Origin of the sequence: Streptomyces scopuliridis RB72 (assembly GCF_000718095.1) — a bacterium.
GTDB classification, from domain to species: domain Bacteria; phylum Actinomycetota; class Actinomycetes; order Streptomycetales; family Streptomycetaceae; genus Streptomyces; species Streptomyces scopuliridis.
This window is the reverse complement of record NZ_JOEI01000007.1, coordinates 222,050-244,157: the sequence shown is the minus strand read 5'-3', so window position 1 is coordinate 244,157 and position 22,108 is coordinate 222,050. Positions and strand designations below refer to the sequence as shown.

Sequence of the window (22,108 nt, the reverse complement as noted above, 5' to 3'; positions counted from 1 at the left end):
CCTGTCCGAACGTGCGACACAGAGAGCGGGACACACGATGTACGACCTGGTAGTTGTGGGCGCCGGCCCCTACGGACTCTCCATCGCCGCCCACGCGGCGGCGGCCGGCCTCGATCTGCGGGTGTTCGGCAGGCCCATGGCCTCGTGGCGGGACCATATGCCGCCCGGCATGTTCCTGAAGTCCGAACCATGGGCGTCGAACCTCTCCGACCCGAAGGGCGCGTTCAGCCTGGCCGCCTACGCCAGGACCCAGGGGGTGGAGGTACGGCACGCCTCCCCGCTGCCCGTCGGCTTCTTCGCCTCGTACGGCCTGTGGTTCGCGGAGCGCGCGGCCCCGCCGGTCGACGAACGTACGATCACGTCCGTACGGGCCTGCCCCGGCGGCTTCCGGCTCGACACCGACGACGGGACCACGATCCTCGCCCGTACGGTGGCGCTCGCGGTCGGGGTGATGCCCTTCACCGACATCCCCGCCCCGCTGCGCGGACTCTCCTCGGAACAGGTGTCGCACAGCAGCCACCACGCCGATCTGGCGCGCTTCGAGGGCCGGGACGTGACGGTCATCGGCGCCGGGCAGGCCGCCCTGGAGACCGCCGCGCTCCTCGCCGAACAGGGCACCGTCGTACGGGTGGTGGCCCGGTCGGACCGACTGAACTGGAACACCCTGCCGCCGCCCCGGCAGCGCCCCGCCCTGGAGGCGGCCCGTGCTCCGCACACCGGACTGGGCTGCGGATGGAAGAACTACCTCTACGCGGAGACCCCGGGCATCTTCCGCAGACTGCCCGAGACGACCCGGGCCCGGGTCTTCACCTCGGCGCTCGGCCCGGCCGGCGCGTGGTGGCTGCGGGACCGCTTCGAGTCCGCGGTGGACGTCCGGCTGGGCGAGAGCGTGGCGGGCGCGGTCCGGGTGGACGGGCGCGTACGGCTGGAACTGGTCGCCACCACGGGCCGGGTCGGGACCGTGGACACGGACCATGTCATCGCCGCCACCGGATTCACCCCGGGGCTCGAACGGCTCGGCCTGGTCGACCGCGAGCTGCGGGCCGGGATGCGGACGGTGCGCCCGAGCAGCGCGCCCGAGGCGAGCGCGGTCTTCGAGTCCTCGTACCCGGGGCTGTTCGTCGCCGGACTGCTGAGCGCCCCGTCCTTCGGGCCCTCGATGCGGTTCGTGTACGGGGCGGCGTACACCGCGGAGCGGCTGGTGGCGGGGGTGCGGCGGCGGCTCGGGGCACGCGGCGGATCGCTCGTCACGGTCCGCCAGCGGCAGGCCTCGTCGGCGCCGGTGGGGGAGCCGAGACTGTCCTGACGGGCCGTCCCGGGCCGGGCGGGGACGGGGCGTCGTGGGGCGGGAACAAGTCGGCCGGGAGAATCCGTCGTGATTCTCCCGGCAGGGCGGATACGCCGTCAGACGCGCGAGGCGGCGGTGCTGCGGCGGTAGAGGATTCCGCCACCGAGCAGCAGACCGGCGCTGGCGGCGCCCATGGCGAGCAGGTTCAGATCACTGCCGGTGGAGGCCAGCTGAGCGAGCTCGTCGGGGACTGTGGGCATGGGCATCGAGGCGGGCAGGATCGCTTCGGAGGAACCCCGGGGGGCCGGGGTCCGCGGATGCGTGGCGGGGGAGGCCGGGTCCACGGCGCGGTCGTCCGGCGGCGTGGCGGTTTCGGGGGCCTCGGGGGCTTCGGGGGCCGCCGGAGATCCGGGGGTGCCGGGGGTTCCGTGGGGCGCCTCCGGGGTGCCGTTCGCACAGAAGTTGCCGAAGGCCGGGTTGAGGACGCCGATCAGATCCACCGAGTTGCCGCAGATGTTCAGCGGGATGTCGAGGACGGTCTCCAGGACGTTGCCCGTGAGCACGCCCGGCGAGCCGGCGGCGACGCCGGAGGCGTGCGTGGAGCTGGCGGCCTCGTCGTGGTACCCGCCCGGGGACGCGTGGCCCGGCGCGCCGTGGTGCGGCGCGTGACTGTGGGGCGGGGCCGCCGGTGTGACGTTGTCGTCCGCCTCGGGAGCCGGCCGCGTCGCGTGCGCCGGGGGAGCCCCCTGCGCGGGGGGAGCCGCGTGGGGCGCCGGGTCCGAGTGCGGTGCGGGGTCCGAGTGGGGCGCGGGAGCCGGATGCGACGCGTGCTTCGGCGCGCTCGACGTATTGGCGCAGGCATTGCCGAAAGCCGGGTTGAGTACCCCGATCGGATCCACCGTATTCCCGCAGACATTGACCGGGATCTCCAGAGGCACCTGAATGTTGTTCCCGGACAGCACGCCCGGTGAGCCGACGGCCGCCCCGTCGGCGTCCACCGCCTGGGCGTAACCGCCGCTCATGGAGAGGACACTCGACGCCGCGGCGGCGGTGAGCAGTCCTTTACTGATGAGATCTCGCATCTGGTTCTCCTCCTGCCCGCCAATCGCGGCAAGCAGTGGTCGCTGGTTGAAATCGGTGCCAACTGAGGCCGGTCCCGGGGCGCGAGTCGCTCGCGCCCCGGGACCGGCAGAGAACACCCGGTGGGATGCCTACAACGTCACTTGTTGATGCAGACGTTGCCTGCGGCCGGGTTCAGCAGGGCGACGATGTTGACGGTGTTACCGCACACGTTGACCGGGATGTTCACAGGAACCTGAACAACATTGCCGGAGAGGACACCCGGGGAGTTGGCGGCTACACCCTCCGCCTCGGCGTCGGCCATGGCCGGGGCAGCGGCACCCATGGCCAGGAGCAGGCCTGCGACGACCGTTGCGGCCTTCTTGCACTTCATCTTGAGCCCTTTCCGCAGCGGCGAATACGTCCGCACGGCTTTCGTGGAACGCGAGCACGGCTTTTCCGGCTCACACGTCCGCTGCTGGAGGTCCAACGATTACGCGGTGCCGAAGAAACTGTCCGGGAATGCGGTAGTAGTTTCTTCACTCGATTGCCCCGATAATGTTTTCTTTGCTGCGCATCCCGGAATGCATCCGGGATTTGGCAGTATTCCGCACTTCCGCCGCATCCTCAATTCGCCGTCAGAAACGCCGTACGGGCCGGCCGGGGCTCCGTTGCCCCTGCCGGCCCGTACGTGGTGCGGGAGGTGCGGGATCAGCGGTTGCCCGCGCCGTTCCCGGACAGAACCGGGATGTCGTCCAGGATGTGCGACAGCGGCTCGTCGCCCTTGGCCTGGGTGGAGTTCTCCGCACACTGCTGGTTCTGCGGGTTGGACAGGACGTTGACGTCCTGGACCGCGACCGGCAGGAGGAGACCGAACAGCGGGCCGACGTTGGCCTTGACCGGCACTCCGAGGCACAGGTCGTTCAGCGAGCCCTGGATCAGCTCCGCCTGGGGGCTCAGGTCGCCCTTCGTGGACTGGTTGCCGAAGGCTTCCTTGGCGCCGTTTCCACTTAGGGAGGTGGTGCCCTCGTCATTGCCGATGGCGAACGCCGGCGCCGCCGCGGCCGTGACACCGACCACCGAGACGGCGACGGCCGCGCCGACCATAAACTTCTTGATCACGATGTGTTCCTTTTCATCAAAGAATGCATGCGGAGCGACCTGCACAACCGGTCACCAGCTGTTTGGTTCCGCTGCTTCACTCGATCGGCTTGCCGGTGAGCACGGCATTGTCCCGTGGTTTTCCCGGGAATGGCGGCCCTGTTGATCCCCGGTAATACGCCGTTGGAGTGAAGGGCCGGAACCAAACCCGGGGTCCGGAGTTGCACCAGTAGCCCCGGGGACTTTGGGGCTTCCTTCAGAAGGGGACTCATCGTGATCAAGAAGGTCATGGCCGGTCTGGCCGTCACCACCTCCGTGGTCGGCGTTTCCGCCGCCGCCGCGCCCACCGCGCTCGCCGTCGGCAACGACGGTGGCACCACGTCCGCCAGCGGGAACTTCGCCACGCAGGCATACGGCAACATGGCGACCCACGGCAACATGAGCCCGCAGATCGCCCTCATCCAGGGCTCGCTGAACAAGCCCTGTATCGCACTTCCGGCCAAGGCGAACGCCGGTGCCCTGCTGGGCCTCGTGCCGATCGCGGTCCAGGACATCAACGTCCTGTCCTCGCCGCAGAACCAGCAGTGTGTCGAGAACTCGACGCAGGCGAAGGGCGACGAGGCGCTGTCGCACATTCTGGACAACATCCCGATTCTGTCCGGGAACGGCACCGGCAACCGCTGAGAGATCGGCTGGGCTGCCAGGTCGGCCGCCGCTGAATTGCGCGGTGTGCCGGCCTTTTTCTCTGACATTGGATTACGCCATTCGGTGGAAGCGTCGAAACTAATCCATCCGTGAGCGAGTTGAACGAGTCGGACTCCACCGGTGGAGTCCGACTTTCCGGAAAGGTATTTAAATGAAGAAGCTGTGGGCAACCGCCGCTGTAGCGGCGTCGATCGTCGGAGCCACGGCTGCCGCCGCGTCGCCGGCGCTTGCCATCGGTGACGACTCGGGCACCACGTCGCTCAGCGGCAACGGTGCGAAGCAGGCCTTCGGCAACCAGTCCACCAAGGGCGACATGAGCCCGCAGCTGGGCCTGGTCCAGGGCTCGCTGAACAAGCCCTGTGTCGGTCTGCCGCTCAAGGCGAACGTCGGCTCCCTCATCGGCGCCGTGCCGATCGCGGTCCAGGACATCAACGTGCTGTCCTCCCCGCAGAACCAGCAGTGTGTCGAGAACTCGACGCAGGCTAAGGGCGACGAGGCGCTGTCGCACATTCTGGACGACATCCCGGTTCTGTCCGGGAACGGTGTCGGCAACCGCTGACCCCACTCGAAGGCCCGGCCCGGCGCACTGCGCGGGGCCGGGCCTTCGGCATGTCCGGGCTCTGTGCGCGACGGGTACGGAAAATATTCGCGGACCGGTGTCAACCGGATCTCCGCCCCATGCGTATACCCCTTGAGATCTGACCACGTCCTGGGAGCCGCATGACCGTCGAGGAGTTTGAGGAGTTCTACGCTCACTCCGTTCAGCAGCTGGTGGGACAGGTGTACCTGATGACCGGAGACCTTCACGAGGCTCAGGACGTGGTGCAGGAAGCCTTCGTACGAGCCTGGGGCCGCCGGGCGAAGCTGGACAGGGACGCGGGACCCGAGGCGTGGATCCGTACCGTCGCGTTCCGGCTGGCGGTCAGCCGGTGGCGCAGGCGCGGCCGGGCCCTGGAGGCCTGGCGGCGGTACAGCGGAAGCGAACCGCACACCCTGGCCGCTCCCGAGCCGGGCACGGTCGCCCTCGTCTCCGCACTCCAGCAACTGTCGGAGCGACAGCGTCTGGTGACGGTCCTGCACTACGTGTGCGACCTGACGGTCGAGCAGGTGGCGGCAGAGGCCGGGATCTCGACCGGAACCGTCAAGACTCATCTGTCCCGGGCCAGGGCCGCGCTCGCGGCCGGGCTCGACGACTCACCCGCCTCCGACACCTCCGAGGAGGAGCACGGTGCCTGAGTTCCATCGAAGTGGCGGAGAGGATCCCCTGTCCGCCGCGCTCAAACACGCCGCGGACCGGGGCGGGCGGCAGGTGCTGCCGCTGCCCGTCGAGGAGATCGAAGCACGCGGGACGCGGCGGCGGCGTACGACGCTGGCCCTCGCCGCCGCGTGCGCGGTGTGTGTGCTGAGCGGAGCGAGCGCGGTCGCCGCGCTGAACCTCACCTCCGAGCAGCCGCCCGCCCGTCCTGTCCCCTCGGTCACCCCGTCGCAGTCCGCGTCGCCGTCCAATCCGCTGCCGACCCGTAGCCAGTTCGCCTCGCCGTCCCGTCTGACCACGTCCGTCGAGGTGTCCACCGGCTCACCGGGCGGCGGAGTGCCGTCCGGCACGCCCAGCATCACGCCGTCGCTCACGGTGCCGCCCTCCGGCGCGGGCATCTCCATGCCGTCGGCCGAATAGGTCCTGTCCGGTTCACCGGCGCATACTCATAGAGAGACCCCACACCCATGCACGGAGTCAGCCTCGCCCTGCCCGAAAACGGCACGCCGAGCCCGCCGTCCGCCGTCTCCACGCCCTCTTCCCCGCCCCCGTCCACGCCGCTTCCCGAACAGGCCGCGAGCCCGGCGCGGTCCGTCCGGGTCCGTGATCCGTACGTCGTCGCCGTGCTCCTGTTCTGCGCGTACGCCGCGCTGTCCATATGCAGATACCGGCAACTGCGCACGATGTCCTGGGACCTGGGCATCTTCGAGCAGGTGATACGCGCGTACGCGCAGCTGCGGGCCCCGGTCGCCGACCTCAAGGGGCCCGGCGTGAACATCCTCGGCGATCACTTCAGCCCCGTCACCGCGCTGCTGGCCCCCGCGTACCGGCTCTTTCCTACGCCCATCACGCTGCTGGTCGCCCAGGCCGCGCTGTTCGCGCTCTCCGCCATCCCCGTCACCCGCGTCGCGGCGCGTCTGCTGGGCCGGTGGCCGGGGCTGGCGATCGGTGTGGGGTACGGCCTGTCGTGGGGTGTGCAGCGGGCGGTCGAGTTCGACTTCCACGAGATCGCCTTCGCGGTCCCGCTGATCGCCTTCTCCCTCGAAGCGCTGCTGGCGCACCGCTGGCGGGCCGCGCTGTGGTGGGCGCTGCCGCTGGTGCTGGTGAAGGAGGACCTGGGGCTGACCGCCGCCGCGATCGCGCTGGTCGTGGCGGTGCGGGCGCGGCGTACGGCCCCCCGTATCGTGCCGGACGCGCTGGCGGTGGCGGCGCTGGCGGTGGTCGCCGCGGTGCTCACGTTCGCGTTCGTCATACCGGCTTTCAACTCGGCCGACACGTACGACTACTGGGTCAAGGTCGACGGCGGGAGCGGCCCCCTCGACGGCATCGACACCAAGTTCCGTACCCTCCTCTGGCTCCTGCTGCCGACCACCGGGCTTCTCGCGCTGCGCTCCCCGCTGATGCTGATCGCCCTGCCCACGCTCGGCTGGCGCTTTCTGTCGTCGGACGACCACTACTGGGGCACGGACTGGCACTACAGCGCCGTGCTGATGCCCATCGTGACGCTCGCGCTGGTCGACGCAGCCGAGCGGGCCCGTCGCGGCGCTCGCCCCTGGCTGCGTTCGTACGCGCGCCACCTGCCGGCGGCGGTCGCGGGCGCGGCGCTCGCGCTGACGACGTCGCTGCCGCTGTCGGCGCTGGCCGAACCGGACGCGTACCGGGTCCGGCCCGAGGTGAGGGCGGCGGAGAGGCTGCTGGACCGTATCCCCGACGATGCGACGGTCGAGGCCAACGTGGGGCCCATCAGCCGGCTCACCTCGCGCTGCCGGGTCTTCTGGGTGGGCGGTACGCGGGGCATCACCCCGGACTACATCGCGCTCAACAACGGGCGGGGGTGGGTCGGTGATCCGGTGGCGTACGCGAAGCGGCTGCATCCACGGGCCACTTATACGGTCGCGGGAGAGGCGGGCGGATATCTGGTGCTGGAACGGGTGGCGAAGCCGCGGACGTAGGGCGGGCGCCGGAGCCGGTGACGGAGCGGGCGAGGCGCGCGGAGAAGGCGGGCTCGCTCATGCGTTCAACTCCCCTTTGTTCCATATGGGTTGTCACTGAGATTTCCCCATGCGGAGTAGTGAGTAAAGGTCACTTCGGGTGTAGAAACAAGGAATTGCACACGAAGAGGCGAGGACTCGCACCTATGGCTAGGGATTCACTCTCGATCGAAGAGATCGACAAGCCGGCGACATCGGGCGGGGGCCAGGATTATGTGCGATGGGACCCGGATTGGGTGCCGCCGGATTTTCCCGAGCCCACACGCGAGTTGGTGGAGCGCGTCGCCGTCGGACTGCGGGGGCTGGCGGAATGACCGTACGCGGAGTCGAGGGCGCTGATCTGGTGCCGGGGTCGGGGCTCCGGTGGCCCAAGTGCGAGTGCGGACAATCGATTTGCCCCGACGGCAAGGGCTCCGGCACGGCGCGCGGAGGCGCCGGTTCCGGGGCGCTCTCCGCGCGCGTGGCGGAGCGGAACAAATGGAGCGGTCGCGGCGGGGCGTGAGCGGCGTGAACGCCCGGGGGAATTTCCAAGAGTGTGGCATTACGGCGCGTTGCGGGGGACGGCGGAATGGCCGAGACCGGGCCCGAGGGCATCTGAGCGGGGCGGGTAGTGTGTCGGAATGCTCACTGTGACCTCCGTGAATGTGAATGGACTGCGCGCCGCCGCGAAGAAGGGTTTCGTGGAGTGGCTGGCCGGCACCTCCGCCGAGGTGATCTGCCTCCAGGAGGTACGCGCCGAGCCCCAGCAGCTCCCGGAGGAGGTCCGCTCCCCCGAGGGCTGGCACGCCCTGCACGCGCCCGCCGCCGCGAAGGGGCGCGCGGGCGTCTCGCTCTACTCGCGGCGGGAGCCGGAGAGTACGCGGATCGGCTTCGGCAGCGCGGAGTTCGACGGGAGCGGGCGGTACGCGGAGATCGATCTGCCCGGTGTCACGGTCGCCAGCCTCTATCTGCCCTCGGGCGAGGTGGGCACGGAGCGGCAGGACGAGAAGATCCGGTTCATGGACGAGTTCCTCCCGTACCTGGAGCAGCTGAAGAAGCGCGCGGCGGCGGACGGGCGCGAGGTGCTGGTGTGCGGCGACTGGAACATCGCCCACCAGGAGGCCGACCTCAAGAACTGGCGCGCCAACCGCAAGTCCTCCGGCTTCCTCCCCGAGGAGCGCGCGTGGCTGACCCGCGTCTTCGAGGAGACGGGCGCGGACTACGTCGACGTCGTCCGCGCCCAGCACCCGGACGGGGAGGGCCCGTACTCGTGGTGGTCGTACCGGGGCCGCGCCTTCGACAACGACACGGGCTGGCGCATCGACTACCACGTGGCGACGCGGGGCCTGGCCGCGCGTGCGGTCAAGGCGTACGTCGAGAAGGCGGCGAGCCACGAGGAACGCTGGAGCGACCACGCGCCGGTGACGGTCACCTACGATCTCGGCTAACGCCCTTCTCGGGCAGCGCCCTTGCCGCGCGGCGCCGTACCGCCCACGGCAGGTGTCCGGGCCGCGGGCCGCGGGCCGCGCCTTGTGTCCGAGACCGCATAGGGCCCGTTCTCAACCGGCGGCGGGTTCCGGGGGGTTGGGGGGTGCCGGGGGTTCTGGGGGTGTGCGGAGGTGGCGGTCCAGGGCCAGCGAGAACTCCGACTCCACCACGCTCTTCGCCAGCGGGCGCAGTTTCTCCGTGTCCGGCGTGGTGGTGTGGGTGCGCAGGACCGTGGCGAAGAGTTCGGCCAGGGCGTCCGCGTGGACGCGGACGCGGCGGGCGGCTTCGAGGACCGCTGCCAGGGGGACGCCCTCGCGGACCAGGGCCGCCGACACGTCCAGCAGGCGGCGGCTGATGTGGACTATCTCGTCGCCGTCCGTGGCCAGATAGCCGAGGTCGAGGGCCGCCTGAAGGTTGTCCGGGGTGACCTCGCCCTCGAAGTAGTCGGCGAGTTCCTCGGGAGAGAGCCGGACCGGGGTCTCCTCGGTCGGTTCGCCGAGGCCGAGCACCTCGCCCACGTCCCGGCCGCTCTCGAACGCGGTGGCGAGGTCGGCGATGCCGGTCAGGGTGTGGCCGCGCTCCAGCAGGCCCGCGATCGTACGGAGCCGGGCCAGGTGGCGGTCGTCGTACCAGGCGATCCGGCCCTCCCGGCGCGGCGGCCGGATCAGGCCGCGCTCGCGGTAGAAGCGCACGGTACGGACGGTGATGCCCGCCTCGCGGGCCAGCTCCTCCATGCGGTACTCGCGGGGTTCGCGGCCTTCTGCCATGCCCGCCAGCTTATGGCGTACTAGCGGTAACGTTCCCGCTCCCGCCCCCTACCCATCAGTACGGCACTGCTCTACCCTCCACATCATGCCAGTGATTACTGGCGGAGTTGCGCGGGTGTCGTCCGGTGTCAGGAGGCGGTATGGGCCAGCACGCACATGACCACGAGCGCGAACACGTACACGTGGCGGTGGTCGGGTCCGGGTTCGGGGGTCTCGGGGCGGCCGTCCGGCTGCGACGGGAGGGGATGACCGACTTCGTGGTGCTGGAGCGTGCCGACTCGGTCGGCGGGGCCTGGCGGGACAACAGCTATCCGGGATGCGCCTGCGACGTACCCTCACATCTCTACTCATTCTCGTTCGCGCCCAACCCCGACTGGCCGCGCACCTTCTCCGGGCAGCGGTACATCAGGGCGTATCTGGAGCATGTCGCGGACACCTTTGGGCTCCGGCCGCATCTGCGGCTGAACCACGAGGTACGGCTGATGCGCTGGGACAACGACGCCCTGCGCTGGGAGATCGAGACCTCGCGCGGAACACTCACCGCCGATGTCATCGTCTCCGCGACCGGCCCGCTCTCCGATCCGAAGATCCCGGAGATACCCGGACTCGCCGGGTTCCCGGGGAAGGTCTTCCACTCGGCGCGCTGGGACCACGGCTACGACCTGCGCGGCAAGCGCGTCGCCGTGATCGGTACGGGCGCCTCCGCCGTACAGATCGTGCCGGCGATCCAGCCCGAGGTGGGCCGGCTGACGCTGTTCCAGCGGACACCGCCCTGGGTGATGCCGCGCGTCGACCGGGCGATATCCGGGGCCGAGCGCCGGCTGCACCGGGCGCTGCCGTTCACCGGGACCCTGCGGCGCCGGCTCCTGTGGGGCATCAGGGAGTTGCAGGTCCACGCCTTCACCAAGCGGCCGAACGAACTCGGGCTCGTCGAGTCCCTCGCCAGGGCCAATATGACGAAGGCGATCAAGGACCCGGTGCTGCGCGCCAAGCTGACGCCCTCGTACCGCATCGGCTGCAAGCGGATCCTGCTCTCCAGCTCGTACTATCCGGCCCTCGCCCGGCCGAACGTGGACCTCGTCGCCTCGGGACTGGCCGAGGTGCGCGGCTCCACGCTGGTCGCGGCGGACGGTACGGAGAGCGAGGCCGACGCGATCGTCTTCGGGACCGGCTTCCATGTGACGGACATGCCGATCGCCGAGCGGGTGGTGGGCGCCGACGGGATCACGCTCGCGGAGGCGTGGAAGGACGGGATGGAGTCGCTGCGGGGCGCGACCGCGGCGGGCTTCCCCAACTGGATGACGATCATCGGCCCCAACACCGGTCTCGGGAACTCCTCGATGATCCTGATCATCGAGTCCCAGCTGAACTACATGGCCGACTATCTGCGGCAGTTGGACGGACTCGGGGGCCGCCGGAGCGGACGCGTGGCGCTCGGACCCCGGCCCGCCGCCGTACGCGCCTGGAACCACCAGGTGCAGGAGCGCATGAAGCGGACCGTCTGGAACACCGGCGGCTGCACCAGCTGGTACCTGGACGAGCAGGGCCGCAACACCACCGCCTGGCCGGGGACGACGGCCGAGTTCCGCCGGGCCACCCGGGAGGTCGATCTCGCGGAGTACGAGGTGATCCGCGCCGCCGCGCCCGAGCGGGTCTCCAGGCAGGCGCAGAAGCGGGCCGCCGGGTCCCGGGCAGCGAAGGAGAGCGTCCGATGAGGCAGCCGCACAAGGAGCGTGAACTGACCGCCGTCTCCGCCGACGGCACCCGTATCCATGTCGAGGTCCACGGCGAGGACGGCCGCCCCGCCGTCGTCCTCGCGCACGGCTGGACCTGCTCGATCCGGTTCTGGGCGGCGCAGCTCGCGGACCTGGCCGCCGACCACCGGGTGATCGTCTACGACCAGCGCGGCCACGGCCGTACGGCGCCGCCCGCGGCTCACTCCGCGGGCTACTCCACGGACGCCCTCGCCGACGATCTGGAGGCCGTGCTCGCCGCCACGCTGGAGCCGGGGGAGCGAGCCGTCCTCGCGGGACACTCCATGGGCGGGATGACGCTGATGGCCGCCGCGCGCAGGCCCGTCTTCCGGGAGCACGCGGCCGCCGTCCTGCTGTGCAGCACCGGCAGTTCGCGGCTGATCCCGGAGGCGCTCGTCGTACCGATGCGGCCCGGCCGTACCCGTACCTGGATCAGCCGGCGGATCCTCGGCTCGCGCGCCCCGCTGGGGCCGGTCACGCCGCTGTCGAAGCGGATCCTGCGCTACGGGACGATGGGCCGCGGCGCCGCGGCCGACCGGGTCGCGGAGTGCGCCCGGATCGTGCACGCGTGTCCGCGGCCCGTCCGGGTGGCCTGGGCGCATGTCCTCGGAGCGCTCGATCTCGACGCGGAGGTACGGGAGTTGAGGGTGCCCACCGCCGTCATCGCGGGGAGTGACGACCGGCTGACCCCACCGGTGCATGGACGGGCGCTGGCCGCCGCGCTGCCCGACAGTGCCGGGCTCACCGAACTCACCGGGGTGGGACATATGACGCCCGTGGAGGCCCCGGAGGCCGTCACCGGCGCGATTCGGTCCCTCGTCGGTACGTACCTGGGTGAGAAGGAGGACGTGGCATGAGCGCGGCGGGTCGGCAGGGTTTCCGGAATCTCGAAGGGCAGGTCGCCGTCGTCACGGGCGGGGCGCGCGGCGTCGGCGAACTGGTGGCGCGCAAGCTCTCGGCGCGCGGCGCGAAGGTCGCCCTCGTCGGTCTGGAGGAGGACGGGCTGAAGCGGGTCGCCGCCCGGCTGCACGCCGACAGCGACCAGTGGTACGCGGATGTCACCGACGACACCGCGATGGCGCGGGTCGCCCAGGAGGTCAAGGCGCGCTTCGGCAAGGTCGACATCGTCGTCGCCAACGCGGGGGTGGCGACCGGCGGTCCGTTCGAGGACTCGGACCCGGACGCGTGGCGGCGGGTCATCGAGGTCAATCTGATCGGAGGCGCGGTGACGGCGCGGGCGTTCCTGCCCGTCCTGCGCGAAAGCCGCGGCTACTTCCTCCAGATAGCGTCGCTGGCCGCGATCGTTCCGGCGCCGATGATGACCGCGTACTGCGCGTCCAAGTCCGGGGTCGAGGCCTTCGCGCACAGCCTGCGCTCCGAGGTCGCCCACCAGGGGGTCAGGGTCGGCGTCGGTTATCTGTCCTGGACGGACACCGACATGGTGCGCGGCGCGGACCGGGACGAGGTGATGCGGGAGTTGCGGCAGCGGCTGCCGTGGCCGGCGAACCGTACCTATCCGCTCGGTCCCGCCGTGGACCGGCTCGTCGCCGGGATCGAGCGGCGCTCGGCGCATGTGTACGCGCAGTGGTGGCTGCGCGGGACGCAGTCCGTACGTGGATATCTGCCGGCCGTCATCGCGGCGGCCGGACAGCGCGAGATGCGGCGCTTCGGACCTCGTCTGGCGGGCGTGCGAAAGGGGCTTGTCGGGGCGGGCGGGGCGGCCGACGAGCAGGAACGCACGCAGCGTAACTGATCGAAATGCGCGGAATGTCCGGGCGTGTCAGTCTGGTCGAGGCCCCACTCCGGTGCCCCCCAACACCCTTTCAGGAGTGACATTCCATGGCTATTGCCGATCAGTTCAAGGACAAGGCCGAAGAGCTCGCCGCCCAGCAGGCGAAGTCGCGGCAGGGCGACAAGAAGGACGACCGGACGCAGCAGCCCGGCCGTCCCGGCCAGCCCGACCGTGGTTCGCAGCCCGGCTCCGGCTCACCGGTCAGGGACCGCAACCCGGGGCAGAACAACGCGCAGCACGATGCCCAGCAGGACAACGCGCAGGCGCAGCACGATGCCCCGCACGACGCTCAGCACAACGCGCAGAACAGGGCGCAGAACGTGCGCGATGAGCTGGATGACCGCTTTGACGCCTGAGTGAATGGCTTGATGACAGCGAGGCGCACCCGGTTTCCGCCGGGTGCGCCTCCTCTTTACGTCGTGCGCGGAGGGAGGGGCGGGCGGCGCAGGTCCGGGACCGCTCCGTATCCGGGCGGTGTCGAGGCCGGATGCCCGGCCAGCAGATCCAGCGCCACCCAGACCGCGTCGTCGAGTTGGGCGTGCCGGCCCTCCGCCCAGTCGAGAGGGGTGCGCAGGGCCTCGATGTCCGGCTCCACGCCGTGGTTCTCGATGGACCAGCCGTACGCGTCGAACCAGGCGGCGTTCATGGGCACCGTGATCACCGTGCCGTCGCCCAGCCGGTGCCGTCCCGTCATCCCGACCACCCCGCCCCAGGTGCGCTGGCCGACCACCGGCCCCAGGTTCAGCAGCCGGAAGGCCGCGGTGATCATGTCGCCGTCGGACGAGGTCGCCTCGTCGGCGAGCGCGACAACCGGGCCGCGCGGCGCGTTCGACGCGTACGAGACGGGCTGGGCGTCACGCGTCAGGTCCCAGCCGATGATCCGGCGGGTCAGCTTCTCGACGACCAGCTCGCTGATATTGCCGCCCGCGTTGCCCCGTACGTCCACGATCAGCGCGGGGCGCGAGACCTCAAGACGCAGATCCCGGTTGAACTGGGCCCAGCCGGAGCCGCCCATGTCGGGGATGTGCAGATAGCCGCATCTGCCGCCGCTGATCTCCCGTACGGCCTCGCGGCGTTTGGCCACCCAGTCCTGGTAGCGCAGCGGCCGTTCGTCGATGAGCGGGACGACCGCGACGCGGCGGGAGGGGCGGTTGCGCTCCGCGGGCCGGAAGGTGAGCTCGACGGTCGTGCCGCCGGCGGCGGACAGCAGGGGGTAGGGACCGGCTACCGGATCGACCGGCCGGCCGTCCACATGGGTCAGGACCGAGCCCTCGCGGATGCTCGTACCGGCCAGCGGCGAGCGCGCCTTGGAGTCGGACGAGTCACCGGGCAGGATCCGTTTGATCATCCACTCGTCGTCCCGGCAGACCAGATTGGCGCCGAGCAGACCGATCGGACGCTGGTAGTGCGGCGGGCCCTCGTTGCGGCGGGCCGGGGTGACATACGCGTGGGAGGTGCCCAGTTCGCCGAGGACCTCGCGCAGCAGATCCGCGAACTCGTCGGGGGAGGAGACCCGTTCGACCAGCGGACGGTACTGGTCGAGCACCCCGTCCCAGTCGATGCCGCACAGGTCCGGCTCCCAGAAATAGGCCCGGATGATGCGCCCCGCCTCGTCGAACGCCTGGCGCCACTCGGCCCCGGGGTCGACATCGTGCAGGATCCGGCGCATGTCGAGATAGACGGTCGTATCGCCGTCACCCGGCTCGGTGGCGGGTACGGCGCGCAGCTCGCCCTCGTCCACGACGACCAGCCGCGAGCCGTCGCCGCTCGGCGCGAACCAGTCCAGATGGCCGACGAGTTCGCTCTTGCGCGCCTTCGTGATGTCGAAGTGTTCGAGGGTGGGGCGGCCCGACAGGTCGGCGGGGTTGGCGAAGGTCTCGCCGAGCGCGCCGGAGATCGGCCAGCGCAGCCAGACCAGACCGCCGCCGCTGACCGGGTACAGCGAGGAGTACTTCGACGCGGTGACGGGGAACGGGGTGACGCGGTCGGCCAGCCCCTCGACCTCGACGGTGACCGTACCGTCGCCGGACTCGCCGACGGACGGATCGAGCCCGCCGGCGGCGGGGCGGCCCTCCGGCGACAGCGCGAAGGGCGACGGGGTCGCGGAGGAGAGCGGTACGAGATAGGGGCGGCAGCCCAGCGGGAAGGAGAGGTCGCCGGTGTGCACGTCGTAGACCGGGTCGAAGCCGCGCCAGGACAGGAACGCGAGATAGCGGCCGTCGCTGGTGAACACCGGATTCTCGTCCTCGAAGCGGCCGTTGGTGACGTCGACGATCGTCCGGGCGAAGCTGCCGGCGATCTTGGCGAGCTTGATCTGGCGGAGGGAGCGGCCGATGCCGGGGTGGGACCAGGTGAGCCAGCCGCCGTCGGGGGAGAAGGCGAGGTCGGTGACGGCGCCGTTGATGGAGCGGATGAGTTCGGTGACGGGTTCCGGGGCGGGTGCTGGGGTGGGTTCTGAGGTGGGTTCCGGGGTGGGGGTGGTGCCTGTGGCTGTTTCGGTGCCGGCCGTCGTTTCCGTGTCGGTCGGCGGTTCTGCGGTCGGTTCCGGTTCGGGTTCCGGTTCGGGTTCCGGTTTGGGTTCGGGTTCCGGTTCCGCCGTGTCTATCAGCAGCAGTCTGCCGTCGTGCGAGGCGATCGCGATCCGCTCCCCGTCCGGGTCCGCCACCATCTCCCGTACGCGGCCCAGCTGCCCGGAGGCCAGCCGTCGCGGTTGCCGCTCGCCGCTCGCCCTGGGCAGATACGCGATCTCGATCGCGTCCTCGCCCTCCGCGTCGGTGACGTACGCGACCTGGCCGGTGTCGCCGAGCATCACGGGGAACCGGACCCGGACGCCGGGGGTGTCCGCGATCGTGCGGGCCGGGCCGTCGCGATGGGTCAGCCAGTACAGGCTGCCGCGTACGGAGACGGCGCTCGCCCGGCCCGTCATGTCCACGGAGATGCCGGCGACATGGCTGCTGGCCGGGACCTGGTAGCCGCGCCGTCCCGCGCGCTGTCCGCCCAGCCGTACGTCAAGCTTGCGCGGCACCGAGTCGGGCGTCAGCGCGTCGACCAGCCAGACATCCCCCGCGCACTGGTAGACGACCCGCCGGCCGTCGGACGAGGCGTGGCGGGCGTAGAAGGCGTCGTGGTCGGTGTGCCGGCGCAGATCGGTGCCGTCGGGACGGCAGGAGTAGAGGTTGCCGACGCCCTCGTGGTCGGAGAGGAACGCGATCCGGCCGTCGACGAACATCGGGCAGTCCAGATGGCCCCCGAGGTCCGCGAGCAGCCGTTCGCCGTGCAGCCAGAGCCTGCCCATCGCGCCGCCGCGGTACCGCTTCCAGGCGGCGGGCTCGTGCGGCGGCTTTCCGGTGAGCAGGAGCGTACGGTGCCCGCCGTCGATGTCCGCGACGGCGATGTCGTTGACCGGGCCCCAGGGCAGCGCGCCGCCGGGGGAGCCGTCGAGGGGGAGGCTGTAGGCCCAGGCGAAGTACGAGAACGGCTGGCCGTGCGAGGAGACCGCGAGGATCTGGGACTCGCCGTGCGAGTCGGGCGGCGTCCAGCCGCAGACGCGGGTGTCGGTGGCGCCCCAGTAGGTGAGCCGGCGGGCGGGTCCTCCGGCGACCGGGACGAGATGGATCTCGGGGTCGAGGCTGCGCCAGGTCGTATAGGCGATGTGGCGGCCGTCGGGGGAGAAGCGGGGGTGGCCGACTCTGGTGCGGTCGACGGTGAGCCGCCAGGCGCGGGCGGGGCGGTGCCCGGCCGGGACGAGGGGGGCGACCCAGAGGTCGTCCTCGGCGGCGAAGCACAGGGAATCGTCGTGAAGGTGCGGGAAGCGGAGGCGGGGTGCGGGGTGCGTTGTGGTGCGGGTCGCGGTGGGTGGTGCCGGGTGCCGGGGTCTCCGGAGGTGCGTGTCCGGACTGCTTTCCTCACCGCGCTTCGCGCGAGCTGCGACGCTTTACGTCCGGAAACGCACCTCCTCCGACCCCGACCCCCTCCCCCCGGTGGTCGCCCCGCCCGACGCGCGGGGTGCCTGTTCGTTCCGGGTGCCGTCTTTCCGGCCGCGAACCGAGCCCTCAAAAACGTGGCTCAGGCCACAAGCGAAACGGTTTCGTTTCGTTGGAGGTAGGGTTATCTTCGTACTGTACGAAACCGTTTCGTTTGGCAGGAGCAGATCGTGGCGCGCAGCAGGCTCACCCCCGAGCGTGAAGCAGAGCTGTACGCCGCCGTGCTCGATCTGCTGCGCGAGGTCGGTTATGACGCCCTCACCATGGACGCCATCGCCGCCCGCACCCGGTCCAGCAAGGCCACCCTCTACCGCCAGTGGGGGAGCAAGCCCGAGCTGGTCGCCCATGCGATGCGGCACAACAAGCCGATCAAGCTCGTCGACGTGGACACCGGCTCCCTGCGCGGTGACTTCCACGCCGTGATGGCGCACACCGATGACTGCCAGATGGAGAAGGACAGCGCGCTGATGCGAGGTCTTTTCCATGCCGTCCACGACAGCCCCGATCTCCTTCAGGCGCTTCGCGAGCTCCTGATCGAGCCCGAGCTCAATGGGCTCGCGGAGATCCTCCAGCGCGCTGTGGACCGCGGCGAGGTCGCCGCGGACAATCCCGCGCTGAAGTACGTCACGCACATGCTGGTCGGCGCCATCGTCGCCCGGCAGCTGATCGAGGACCGGTCGCCCGACCGGGACTTCCTCACTTCGTATTTCGACGCCGTGATCCTCCCCGCCCTCGGCGTCTGACTGTCCCCTTGTAGCACCCGCAATACCTGACGCGTGCCGCTCTCTCGCTGTCGGGCCGGCTCCCCATGCCCTCAGATCCATTCACAGACCCGGGAGTACGCCCTCGTGGCCACGTTCCTCTACAAGCTCGGACGGTTCGCTTTCCGGCGCCGCAACTATGTCGCCCTCGTGTGGGTGGCATTGCTCGCGCTCGCCGGTGTCGGAGCCGCCTCCGCGTCCACCCCCACGTCCAGTTCCTTCTCAATACCGGGAACGGAGGCCCAGAAGGCCTTCGACCTGTTGGAAGAGCGCTTCCCAGGAGCCAGTGCCGACGGTGCGACCGCTCGGGTCGTCTTCAAGGCGCCGGACGGCGAGAAGATGACCGACGCCGGTCACAAGGCCGAGGTCGGCAAGATCGTCGACGAGCTGTCGGGCGGGTCCGGCCAGGTCGGCTCCGTGACGGATCCGTATACCGCGAACGCCGTCTCGAAGGACGGCTCGACGGCGTATGTCCAGGTCTCGTACAAGGTCACCTCGATGGAGCTGACCGACGCGACCCGTACCGCGCTTGAGGAGACCGGCGCCGAGGCGCGGGCGCAGGGGCTGACGGTGGAGGTCGGCGGGGACGCGCTCCAGGCCACCCCCGAGACCGGGTCCACCGAGATCATCGGTGTGGCCGTCGCCGCGGTGGTGCTGGTCATCACGTTCGGATCGCTGATCGCGGCGGGGCTGCCGCTGGTGACCGCGCTCATCGGGGTCGGTGTCGGGGTCTCCACGATCACCGCGCTGGCCGGCGTCCTCGACCTGGGCTCCACCACCTCCATCCTGGCGATGATGATCGGTCTCGCGGTCGGGATCGACTACGCGCTGTTCATCGTCTCCCGCTACCGCGCGGAGCTGGCCGAGGGCAGGGAGCGCGAGGAGGCGGCCGGACGGGCCGTCGGCACCGCGGGGTCGGCCGTGGTGTTCGCCGGGCTCACCGTGGTGATCGCGCTCGTCGGGCTGGCCGTCGTCAATATCCCGATGCTCACCAAGATGGGCTTCGCGGCCGCGGGTACGGTCGTGATCGCCGTCCTCATCGCGCTCACCCTCATCCCGGCGGCGCTGGGCTTCGTGGGCAAGCGGGTGCACGGCCGCAAGGACCGCAAGGCCATGGACACCAAGGCCGCGGGCGGCGAGGAGACCGCGAAGCCGAACATGGGCACCCGCTGGGCGCGCTTCGTGCTGCGCCGGCCGGTCGCGGTTCTGGTGACGGCCGTTCTGGGGCTCGGGGCCATCGCGATTCCGGCCGCCTCGCTGGAACTGGGTCTGGGTGACGACGGTTCGCAGCCGCCGAGCACCTCCCAGCGCAAGGCGTACGACCTGCTCTCCGACGGCTTCGGCCCCGGCTTCAACGGGCCGCTGATGGTCGTTGTGGACGGCAAGGCGAATGACAACGCGAAGGCGGCGGCCACCGAGCTGTCGGACACGGTGAAGAAGCTGGACGGCGTCGCCGTCGTCACTCCGTCCACCCTCAACAAGGCGGGCGACACCGCGACCATCACGGTGATCCCCGAGGACCGCCCCTCGTCGGTCAAGACCGAGGACCTGGTCCACTCCATCCGGGACACCGGCGGGGAGATCAAGGCGGACAACGGTGCCCAGGTCCTGGTCACCGGCTCCACCGCGATGAACATCGACTTCTCGCAGAAGATGAACGACGCGCTGCTGCCCTATCTCGCGCTCGTCGTCGGACTCGCCTTTCTGCTGCTGATGCTCGTCTTCCGCTCGGTGCTCGTGCCGCTCAAGGCCGCCCTCGGCTTCCTGCTCTCCGTGGTCGCGGCCCTCGGCGCCGTCGTCGCGGTCTTCCAGTGGGGCTGGCTCGGCGGACTGCTCGGGGTCGAGCAGACCGGTCCGGTGATGTCGATGATGCCGATCTTCATGGTGGGCGTGGTCTTCGGTCTCGCCATGGACTACGAGGTCTTCCTCGTCACCCGGATGCGGGAGGCGTATGTCCACGGGGAGCGGCCCGGCGAGGCGATCGTCACCGGGTTCCGGCACGGCGCGCGGGTGGTCTCGGCCGCCGCGGTGATCATGATCGCGGTCTTCGCCGGCTTCATCGGCTCCAGTGAGTCGATGATCAAGATGATCGGCTTCGGGCTGGCCATCGCGGTCTTCTTCGACGCGTTCGTGGTCCGGATGGCGATCGTGCCCGCGGTGCTCGCGCTGCTCGGCAAGAAGGCGTGGTGGCTGCCGCGCTGGCTGGACAGGGCGCTGCCCAACGTGGACGTGGAGGGCGAGGCGCTGCGCCACCGGCTCGGGGACGACGCCTCGGGGGGTCCGGACGGCGGGCCCGGCGCGGACCGTGAACTCGTACGCGTCTGACCCCACCTGCCCCGGGGCCGCTGCTTGAGCGGTGCGTGGCCCCGGATCGCGCCGGCGGCCGTGGGGACGGGAGCCGGAGCGTCATACGCGGCCCGGTCGTACGCCCTGAGGGGTGGCGGCCGGGTCGCTGTGCGTGTCAGGTTCTGTGGAGGAGCTTGCTCAGCTCGGTCTCGACCTCGATGTCGTGCCGCTCCTGGCCGGCCGGGACCCTCGCGTACGAGCTGTCGAGGAACCGGCGCAGCGCCGCGGTGTCGAACTGGACCACCGCCACCCCGTCCGGCGAGTGGAACTCCAGCACGACCTGGGCCCGGCCGCAGGGCCATACCTGTACGTCGCCCTCGCCCGACGGCAATCGCAGGCCGGATTCGAGGAGATCGCGGGCGAAGGCCCAGACGACCTCGTCACCGTCGAAGGAGACCTCGGGCGGGAACACGATTCGTATGGCGAGTGGATCGGCGCCGTCATAGCGGAGGGTGACGGAGACGGTCTTGGGGTCGGGGGCGTCCGTGATGATACGCGCTGTGGCGGGCTGCTCGACGATGGATGGCATCGGCTTGCTCCTCGGTGGCTGCTGCGCCGGCTGCTTGTGGCTGCTGTGGCTGGGCGGGATCGGGAGCGGCTCCTTGACTAACCGGACATTTGACTTCTAATCATACAAAATAGCCCTCTTTTGTCCAGTCTTTGCCGATCGCACATCCGCGGAACACCGCCCCGGCACCCTGCATGCAAACCGCTCTTGCGAGCTGTTCGCAAGAGAGCACTATCATCGAACGGCTCAATACCGCGCCGTACGAGCAGGAAGCGGAGCCCCCGCCATGCATGTCCCCGACGGATTCATCGATCTGCCCGTCTCGGCCGCCACCGGTGCCGTCGCCGCGGGGGCCGTCGCGGTCAGCCTGCGCGGCGCCCGCCGGGAGTTGGACGAGCGCACCGCGCCGCTCGCCGGACTCGTCGCCGCGTTCATCTTCGCCGTACAGATGCTCAACTTCCCGGTGGCCGCGGGGACGAGCGGACATCTGCTGGGCGGGGCGCTGGCGGCGATACTCGTCGGCCCCTATACCGGGGTGCTCTGTATCTCCGTCGTCCTGCTGATGCAGGGCATCCTCTTCGCGGACGGCGGGCTCACCGCGCTCGGGGTGAACATCACCGACATGGCCGTGGTCACGACCGTCGTCGCGTACGCGCTCTTCCGCGCGCTGGTGAAAATCCTGCCCCGTACGCGCCGTTCGGTGACTGTCTCGTCCTTCGTGGCGGCGCTGGTCTCCGTACCGGCCGCGGCCCTCGCGTTCACCTTCTTCTACTGGATCGGCGGGACGACCGACATCCCGATCGGGAAGGTGCTGACCGGGATGGTCGGGGTGCATGTGCTCATCGGCATCGGCGAGGCCGCGATCACCGCGCTCACGGTCGGCGCCGTCATCGCCGTACGGCCCGACCTCGTGTACGGCGCCCGGGGGCTGTCCGCGCCGCTGAAGCTGCGGGTGGGCGGGGAGTTGGTCGACGCCGCGCCCGCGTCAGGTCCCGGGCCGGTGGCCGCGCGCTCCACCCGTAAGGTCTGGGCGACCGGGCTGGTCACGGCGCTCGTCCTGGCCGGATTCGTCTCCTTCTACGCCTCCGCCAGCCCCGACGGGCTGGAGAAGGTCGCCGCCGACCAGGGCATCGACCGGAAGACCGAGCCGCACCACACCGGCGACTCCCCGCTCGCCGACTACGGCGTCAAGGACGTCGACGACGCCCGGATCTCCGGCGGGCTCGCCGGAGTGATCGGGGTGGCCGCGACGGTGGTCGTGGGCAGCGGTGTCTTCTGGGTGGTACGACGGCGCCGTACCGAGACGGCCGCGGCCGGCGGGAACGCCTGAC

The 22,108-nt window shown here is 70.5% G+C and carries 20 protein-coding genes; 14 read left to right on the top strand and 6 right to left on the bottom strand.

Features of this window, described 5'->3' with window-relative positions; all coding sequences use genetic code 11:
- The first annotated feature begins 37 nt into the window (after positions 1 to 37).
- Positions 38 to 1,306, top strand: a complete 1,269-nt coding sequence (locus IF11_RS0110155; RefSeq protein WP_030351172.1) for an FAD-dependent oxidoreductase — start codon at positions 38 to 40, stop codon at positions 1,304 to 1,306.
- A gap of 98 nt (positions 1,307 to 1,404) precedes the next feature.
- On the opposite strand, the gene IF11_RS0110150 is transcribed toward IF11_RS0110155, so the two are convergent.
- From IF11_RS0110150 to IF11_RS0110140, 3 genes are all read right to left on the bottom strand, one after another.
- On the bottom strand, positions 1,405 to 2,370 hold the full coding sequence (locus IF11_RS0110150) for a chaplin (RefSeq protein ID WP_030351171.1): 966 nt from the start codon (positions 2,368 to 2,370) through the stop codon (positions 1,405 to 1,407).
- Positions 2,371 to 2,507: 137 nt separating this feature from the next.
- Entirely contained in the window at positions 2,508 to 2,741 is a 234-nt protein-coding gene (locus IF11_RS0110145; RefSeq protein ID WP_030351170.1) for a chaplin, read from the bottom strand.
- A 317-nt stretch (positions 2,742 to 3,058) separates the two neighbouring features.
- Positions 3,059 to 3,466, bottom strand: a complete 408-nt coding sequence (locus IF11_RS0110140; RefSeq protein ID WP_030351169.1) for a rodlin — start codon at positions 3,464 to 3,466, stop codon at positions 3,059 to 3,061.
- 255 nt (positions 3,467 to 3,721) lie between these two features.
- Between IF11_RS0110140 and IF11_RS0110135 the strand changes: the two genes are divergently transcribed.
- The 6 genes from IF11_RS0110135 to IF11_RS0110105 all read left to right on the top strand — a co-directional run bounded on the left by IF11_RS0110135 (position 3,722) and on the right by IF11_RS0110105 (position 8,826).
- On the top strand, positions 3,722 to 4,132 hold the full coding sequence (locus tag IF11_RS0110135; protein ID WP_030351168.1) for a rodlin: 411 nt from the start codon (positions 3,722 to 3,724) through the stop codon (positions 4,130 to 4,132).
- A gap of 172 nt (positions 4,133 to 4,304) precedes the next feature.
- Complete coding sequence (locus IF11_RS0110130; RefSeq protein WP_030351167.1) at positions 4,305 to 4,712, top strand: rodlin; 408 nt, start codon at positions 4,305 to 4,307, stop codon at positions 4,710 to 4,712.
- 161 nt (positions 4,713 to 4,873) lie between these two features.
- Positions 4,874 to 5,389 (top strand): SigE family RNA polymerase sigma factor, encoded by a 516-nt coding sequence (locus tag IF11_RS0110125; RefSeq protein WP_030351166.1) that lies wholly within the window; start codon positions 4,874 to 4,876, stop codon positions 5,387 to 5,389.
- Positions 5,382 to 5,828, top strand: a complete 447-nt coding sequence (locus IF11_RS37710) for a hypothetical protein (protein ID WP_051745745.1) — start codon at positions 5,382 to 5,384, stop codon at positions 5,826 to 5,828. Before IF11_RS0110125 ends, IF11_RS37710 begins: the two co-directional genes overlap by 8 nt.
- 47 nt (positions 5,829 to 5,875) lie before the next feature.
- Positions 5,876 to 7,360 carry a DUF2079 domain-containing protein gene (locus tag IF11_RS0110115; RefSeq protein ID WP_051745744.1) on the top strand — a complete coding sequence of 495 codons (1,485 nt, stop codon included), beginning with the start codon at positions 5,876 to 5,878 and terminating at the stop codon, positions 7,358 to 7,360.
- Positions 7,361 to 8,019: 659 nt separating this feature from the next.
- Positions 8,020 to 8,826: an exodeoxyribonuclease III gene (locus IF11_RS0110105; protein WP_030351163.1), complete on the top strand. Its 807-nt coding sequence runs from the start codon at positions 8,020 to 8,022 to the stop codon at positions 8,824 to 8,826.
- A gap of 111 nt (positions 8,827 to 8,937) precedes the next feature.
- Here the strand turns inward: IF11_RS0110105 and IF11_RS0110100 are convergent, their stop codons facing one another.
- On the bottom strand, positions 8,938 to 9,633 hold the full coding sequence (locus IF11_RS0110100; protein ID WP_206300666.1) for a MerR family transcriptional regulator: 696 nt from the start codon (positions 9,631 to 9,633) through the stop codon (positions 8,938 to 8,940).
- A gap of 140 nt (positions 9,634 to 9,773) precedes the next feature.
- Between IF11_RS0110100 and IF11_RS0110095 the strand changes: the two genes are divergently transcribed.
- From IF11_RS0110095 to IF11_RS0110080, 4 genes are all read left to right on the top strand, one after another.
- Positions 9,774 to 11,348 (top strand): flavin-containing monooxygenase, encoded by a 1,575-nt coding sequence (locus tag IF11_RS0110095; protein WP_030351161.1) that lies wholly within the window; start codon positions 9,774 to 9,776, stop codon positions 11,346 to 11,348.
- Complete coding sequence (locus tag IF11_RS0110090; protein WP_030351160.1) at positions 11,345 to 12,244, top strand: alpha/beta fold hydrolase; 900 nt, start codon at positions 11,345 to 11,347, stop codon at positions 12,242 to 12,244. Before IF11_RS0110095 ends, IF11_RS0110090 begins: the two co-directional genes overlap by 4 nt.
- Positions 12,241 to 13,140: an SDR family oxidoreductase gene (locus IF11_RS0110085; protein WP_030351159.1), complete on the top strand. Its 900-nt coding sequence runs from the start codon at positions 12,241 to 12,243 to the stop codon at positions 13,138 to 13,140. The genes IF11_RS0110090 and IF11_RS0110085 overlap by 4 nt, the downstream gene beginning before the upstream one ends.
- A gap of 86 nt (positions 13,141 to 13,226) precedes the next feature.
- Positions 13,227 to 13,535, top strand: coding sequence for a hypothetical protein (locus IF11_RS0110080; protein WP_030351158.1), 309 nt, complete (start codon positions 13,227 to 13,229; stop codon positions 13,533 to 13,535).
- Between the two features lie 56 nt (positions 13,536 to 13,591).
- Here IF11_RS0110080 and IF11_RS0110075 read toward each other — a convergent pair whose 3' ends face one another.
- The gene (locus IF11_RS0110075; protein ID WP_051745743.1) at positions 13,592 to 16,966 is read right to left on the bottom strand and encodes a S41 family peptidase; all 3,375 of its coding nucleotides are present in this window, start codon (positions 16,964 to 16,966) and stop codon (positions 13,592 to 13,594) included.
- Positions 16,967 to 17,332: 366 nt separating this feature from the next.
- Here IF11_RS0110075 and IF11_RS0110070 point away from each other — a divergent pair, with 366 nt between their 5' ends.
- Together IF11_RS0110070 and IF11_RS0110065 are read left to right on the top strand one after the other, a co-directional pair.
- Positions 17,333 to 17,905: a TetR/AcrR family transcriptional regulator gene (locus IF11_RS0110070; protein WP_030351156.1), complete on the top strand. Its 573-nt coding sequence runs from the start codon at positions 17,333 to 17,335 to the stop codon at positions 17,903 to 17,905.
- 105 nt (positions 17,906 to 18,010) lie between these two features.
- The gene (locus tag IF11_RS0110065) at positions 18,011 to 20,248 is read left to right on the top strand and encodes an MMPL family transporter (RefSeq protein ID WP_030351155.1); all 2,238 of its coding nucleotides are present in this window, start codon (positions 18,011 to 18,013) and stop codon (positions 20,246 to 20,248) included.
- A gap of 136 nt (positions 20,249 to 20,384) precedes the next feature.
- Here the strand turns inward: IF11_RS0110065 and IF11_RS0110060 are convergent, their stop codons facing one another.
- The gene (locus tag IF11_RS0110060) at positions 20,385 to 20,798 is read right to left on the bottom strand and encodes an SsgA family sporulation/cell division regulator (RefSeq protein WP_030351154.1); all 414 of its coding nucleotides are present in this window, start codon (positions 20,796 to 20,798) and stop codon (positions 20,385 to 20,387) included.
- A 265-nt stretch (positions 20,799 to 21,063) separates the two neighbouring features.
- On the opposite strand from IF11_RS0110060, the gene IF11_RS0110055 reads away from it, so the two are divergent.
- A complete protein-coding gene (locus IF11_RS0110055; protein ID WP_030351153.1) occupies positions 21,064 to 22,107 on the top strand; it encodes an energy-coupling factor ABC transporter permease in 1,044 nt (347 codons plus the stop codon).
- The last annotated feature ends 1 nt before the right edge of the window (position 22,108 follow it).